This window comes from Mucilaginibacter sp. P4_E8, from assembly GCF_056401495.1.
Genome location: NZ_JBFUJG010000263.1, coordinates 1 through 3,835, shown reverse-complemented (window position 1 = coordinate 3,835; position 3,835 = coordinate 1). Strand labels below are relative to the sequence as shown.

6 protein-coding genes are annotated in these 3,835 nt (G+C 39.5%); 3 read left to right on the top strand and 3 right to left on the bottom strand.

Annotated features, from left to right (window positions below):
* A partial coding sequence (locus AC1DRQ_RS30105; RefSeq protein WP_477429600.1) for a DnaJ C-terminal domain-containing protein occupies nucleotides 1–746 on the bottom strand: 746 nt, incomplete at its 3' end.
* 131 nt (nucleotides 747–877) lie between these two features.
* On the opposite strand from AC1DRQ_RS30105, the gene AC1DRQ_RS30100 reads away from it, so the two are divergent.
* From AC1DRQ_RS30100 to AC1DRQ_RS30090, 3 genes are all read left to right on the top strand, one after another.
* A complete protein-coding gene (locus tag AC1DRQ_RS30100) occupies nucleotides 878–1,480 on the top strand; it encodes a hypothetical protein (protein ID WP_477429598.1) in 603 nt (200 codons plus the stop codon).
* 77 nt (nucleotides 1,481–1,557) lie between these two features.
* Complete coding sequence (locus AC1DRQ_RS30095) at nucleotides 1,558–1,893, top strand: cupin domain-containing protein (RefSeq protein ID WP_477429596.1); 336 nt, start codon at nucleotides 1,558–1,560, stop codon at nucleotides 1,891–1,893.
* Between the two features lie 52 nt (nucleotides 1,894–1,945).
* A complete protein-coding gene (locus AC1DRQ_RS30090; RefSeq protein WP_429392445.1) occupies nucleotides 1,946–2,455 on the top strand; it encodes a GNAT family N-acetyltransferase in 510 nt (169 codons plus the stop codon).
* On the opposite strand, the gene AC1DRQ_RS30085 is transcribed toward AC1DRQ_RS30090, so the two are convergent.
* A complete protein-coding gene (locus AC1DRQ_RS30085) occupies nucleotides 2,452–3,081 on the bottom strand; it encodes a CatA-like O-acetyltransferase (protein WP_477429593.1) in 630 nt (209 codons plus the stop codon). The two genes, AC1DRQ_RS30090 and AC1DRQ_RS30085, sit on opposite strands and share 4 nt — an antisense overlap.
* The gene (locus AC1DRQ_RS30080; RefSeq protein ID WP_477429591.1) at nucleotides 3,078–3,767 is read right to left on the bottom strand and encodes an HAD family hydrolase; all 690 of its coding nucleotides are present in this window, start codon (nucleotides 3,765–3,767) and stop codon (nucleotides 3,078–3,080) included. The genes AC1DRQ_RS30085 and AC1DRQ_RS30080 overlap by 4 nt, the downstream gene beginning before the upstream one ends.
* Nucleotides 3,768–3,835 lie beyond the last annotated feature (68 nt).

Here is a 3,835-nt window from a genome sequence, read left to right as displayed (position 1 = left end):
GCGCCATTCTGTGTTTCGGGGTTTACCTTAACTTTAACTTTTCCTGTTAGGGTTTCGGCTGTTATTTCTCCGCCAAGTACGGCAGTATAAAGGTCAAGTTTTACATGAGCATACAAATTGCGGCCATCCCGTTTAAAACGTGCATCATCAGAGATGTGGAATTTAATATAAAGATCACCCGCCGGGCCGTTATTTACACCCGGCCCGCCATGGCCAGATATTTTTATAGTTTGCCCGTTCTCAATCCCAGCCGGAACGGTAATACGAAGATTTTTACCATTAACCGTTATTGTTTGCTTTTGGGTTTCGGCGATATCCTGCAGGTTTAAATGTAACTCCGCATTATAATCCTGACCACGGTATTTAGTTTGCCTGCTGCCACCTCCGCCAAACATCGATTTAAAGAAATCAGAGAAATCGCCACCCCCAAAACGTTCAGCGTCACTAAAGCCACCGAAACTTCCGGCATCGCCATAATTGTTTTGCTGTTGCTGCCGGGCTTGCTGTTCGTAAGCTTCGCCATGCTGCCAGTTTTCGCCATACTTATCGTACTTTTTGCGCTTTTCCGGATCGCTCAATACTTCATTAGCTTCGTTCAATTCCTGGAATTTTTTATGAGCCTCTGCATTATTAGGGTTAAGGTCGGGATGGTATTTACGGGCCAGCTTCCGGTAGGCGTTTTTTATATCTTTATCCGAAGCGGTTTTAGTTAAGCCCAGTGTTTTATAATAATCGATAAAAGCCATAACTATTAAAAGTATACATTGTTAACCCTTAAATATACAGCTTAGTTTTGTGTAGCAGTGATTTTTTAATAGTTGTATATCAGTGTAACCCTAACCAAAACAGGGTAGTCAYAATTTGCAAAACCCTGATTATGAAAGTAACTGCAGACTTACTACAAGTAAAGCTACTTGGATTATCCTCAATTATAGCCCCGATATTATTTGGTGCATCTACATTTTTTTGGCAAGATGGGGAGTATGGAGTTACAGCTGCCACCATATTGGCTTTATCAATGGTGTTTTGGGTTCCCGCATTAACCACACTTTTTGGCTTATTAAAAAACAAAATGCCTTATTATTATTTAATAGGTTTGTTTATAGCTATTTACGGTTGTTGCTTGGGTGGTATTGGTTTTGGTTTGCTCGGCTATTTCTCTACTGTATTTAACATATCGCATCAAACATATCTTAAAATTTTAGCTCAATACCCTATTAGTTCTGGTGTGCTGCTTTTTTGGGCAGGGCCGTTGTTTCCACTAAGCTTGCTTGTATTGGGTATAAACTTAATCGTAAAAAAGGCAGTGGAAAGCTGGCTGGGTATTTTACTTTGTTTAGGGGCTATAGCTTTTCCATTAAGCAGGATATCAAGAATTGAATCAATAGCCCATACTGCCGATTTGTTGCTGGCCATTCCGTTTATTGTTGTAGGTTTTCGTTATTTAACTAAGGCAAACCAAATAAATATTACAAACTAAAAATAGTAACCACACGGTTAAACGTAATTTTTTTACTTTTACGCTGAAGCCAGCTTTAAAAGCTTTATAATATTACTATGGATAACCAGGTTTTTAATCAATTTGCAGATATCGAAACCAAAGAGATAGCCCCCGGCTTTTTCTCTAAAATAATACATACCGAAAATAATACCATTAATTTTATCGAGGTAAAAGCAGGCTGTGTATCAGCCCTGCACCAGCATATAAATCATCAATGTGCGTTTGTTATCGAAGGTAAATTTGAGCTCACTGTTGATGGTGTATCGAAGATATTGGATACAGGCACATACGCGGTTATACCACCCAATGTTATTCACGGTGGCAGAGCTATTACTGATTGCAAACTGATTGACATATTTGATCCGGTACGTGAAGACTTTAAGTTGCTGTAACTTTTTTTGATACAGCCAAAATAGTAAGTTTGCCGGCCCAATGATAAAATATATGCCAATCACCAAAGCTACCCTTGCGGATGTGCCCGAACTGAACGTTTTAATTAACAACGCTTATCGTGGCGAAGAGTCAAAAAAAGGCTGGACAACAGAGGCCGATCTGATTGACGGGACCAGAATAGACGAAGCCGCGCTGATCGAATACTTTAGTAATGAAGCGATCACCATCCTGAAATATGTTGACGATCATGGGCTAATAACAGGATCTGTTTACCTGGAAATTAAAGGGCCTAAGTTGTACCTGGGTATGTTCAGTGTATCGCCGGTATTACAGGGGAAAGGAGTGGGGCGGGCCCTGCTTGAGGAAGCTGAAGCAATTGCAAAGCAGTTGAATTGTCATACCATTACCATGACTGTGATCAGCAGCCGTACAGAGCTAATCAGTTGGTACGAGCGCCGGGGTTATGCTTTTACCGGCGAGATCCAGCCGTTTCATCATCATGGCCGTTTTGGAGAACCTAAACAAGTAATAGAACTGATGGTGTTGGAAAAGGCGGTTTAGCTACCATCATTCATTAGTTCCTGAAAACGATCAATATATTGCCCCACCTGCAGTCCATCAACCAACGCATGATGTACATGTACAGAAACCGGCATGGTTCTTTTACCTTCGTTTTCAGTCATTTTACCAAATGATATCTTAGGACAGCTATCCGGGAAAGAAAAACTGCGCGCATGCGATATGCTCGTGAAATTAATCCATGGCAAAGATGAAAAATGAACAATGTCATTATCAAGTTTTGGCGCAAAGAGGGTAGTGGTACTTTGTACGCGTTCAATTTCTTTTTTTGCCCCAATCATAAATTCATGGAACGATGAATGATAGTCAATATAAGAGAATCCAAACGTGCCATTGCTTCGGCCTATAGTGGGCCCAGCGTTTATCTGGTCGTAAATAATTACATCATCACCATCAATACGGTATTTGAATGGTTCAAGATCATTAACAGCGGTTAATGATTTGTGCAGGTAATACAGAAAAAACGATATGTCATTCTCTTTGGCAAAACTATAAGCCGCAGTACAATCAATATTTACAACAACACCATAAAAAGGCTCCTCAAAGTTTTTGAAAAAATTAAAATGCTCTTTACGGATCCAGGTATCAATGTTTAGTTTTTGTTTCATGCAAGTATATAAGGCAAAATTTCATTAATGGACTCTGCCTGTTTAAAATTATCGTGGGTTAAATTAGTTTCAACATGTTCATGGGCCCAGGTGGTATGAAACGGGATATGAATAGCATGACCACCTATATTTAAAACCGGCATCACATCTGATTTTAAGGAGTTGCCTACCATCAAAAACTCCCCGGGGTTAATATCCAGATGTTTTATCAACTTTATATAATCATCTTCCCGTTTATCAGACATGATCTCGATATGGTGAAAATAGTGCGACAACCCTGATTTTTTTAGTTTACGTTCCTGATCAAGCAAGTCGCCTTTGGTAGCTACCACCAGCCTGTAGTGTTGTTTTAAGGTTTCGAGCACATTATCCACGCCATCCAATAGCTCAATGGGTTCATTAAGCATCTCCTTGCCATATTCCAGGATTAGTTCAATAGCTGCTATGCCTATCTTTTTATCGGATATTTTTAATGCGGCTTCGATCATGCTCAGGATATATCCCTTTATGCCATATCCATAGAGCGATAAATTCTCTATCTCGATCTTAAAAAGCTCGTTGGATATCGTATGTTGAGGTAAAAAATCTTCGAGCAGGCTACAAAACTTTTTTTCGGTATTTAAAAAATACGGTTCGTTCACCCATAAGGTATCATCGGCATCAAACGCTATAACTTTTAATTCCATATGCTTTTATTAACAGAGTACAATAATAATCATACGGCTTTAATTATGCGGAATAAAGGTTAACCGAC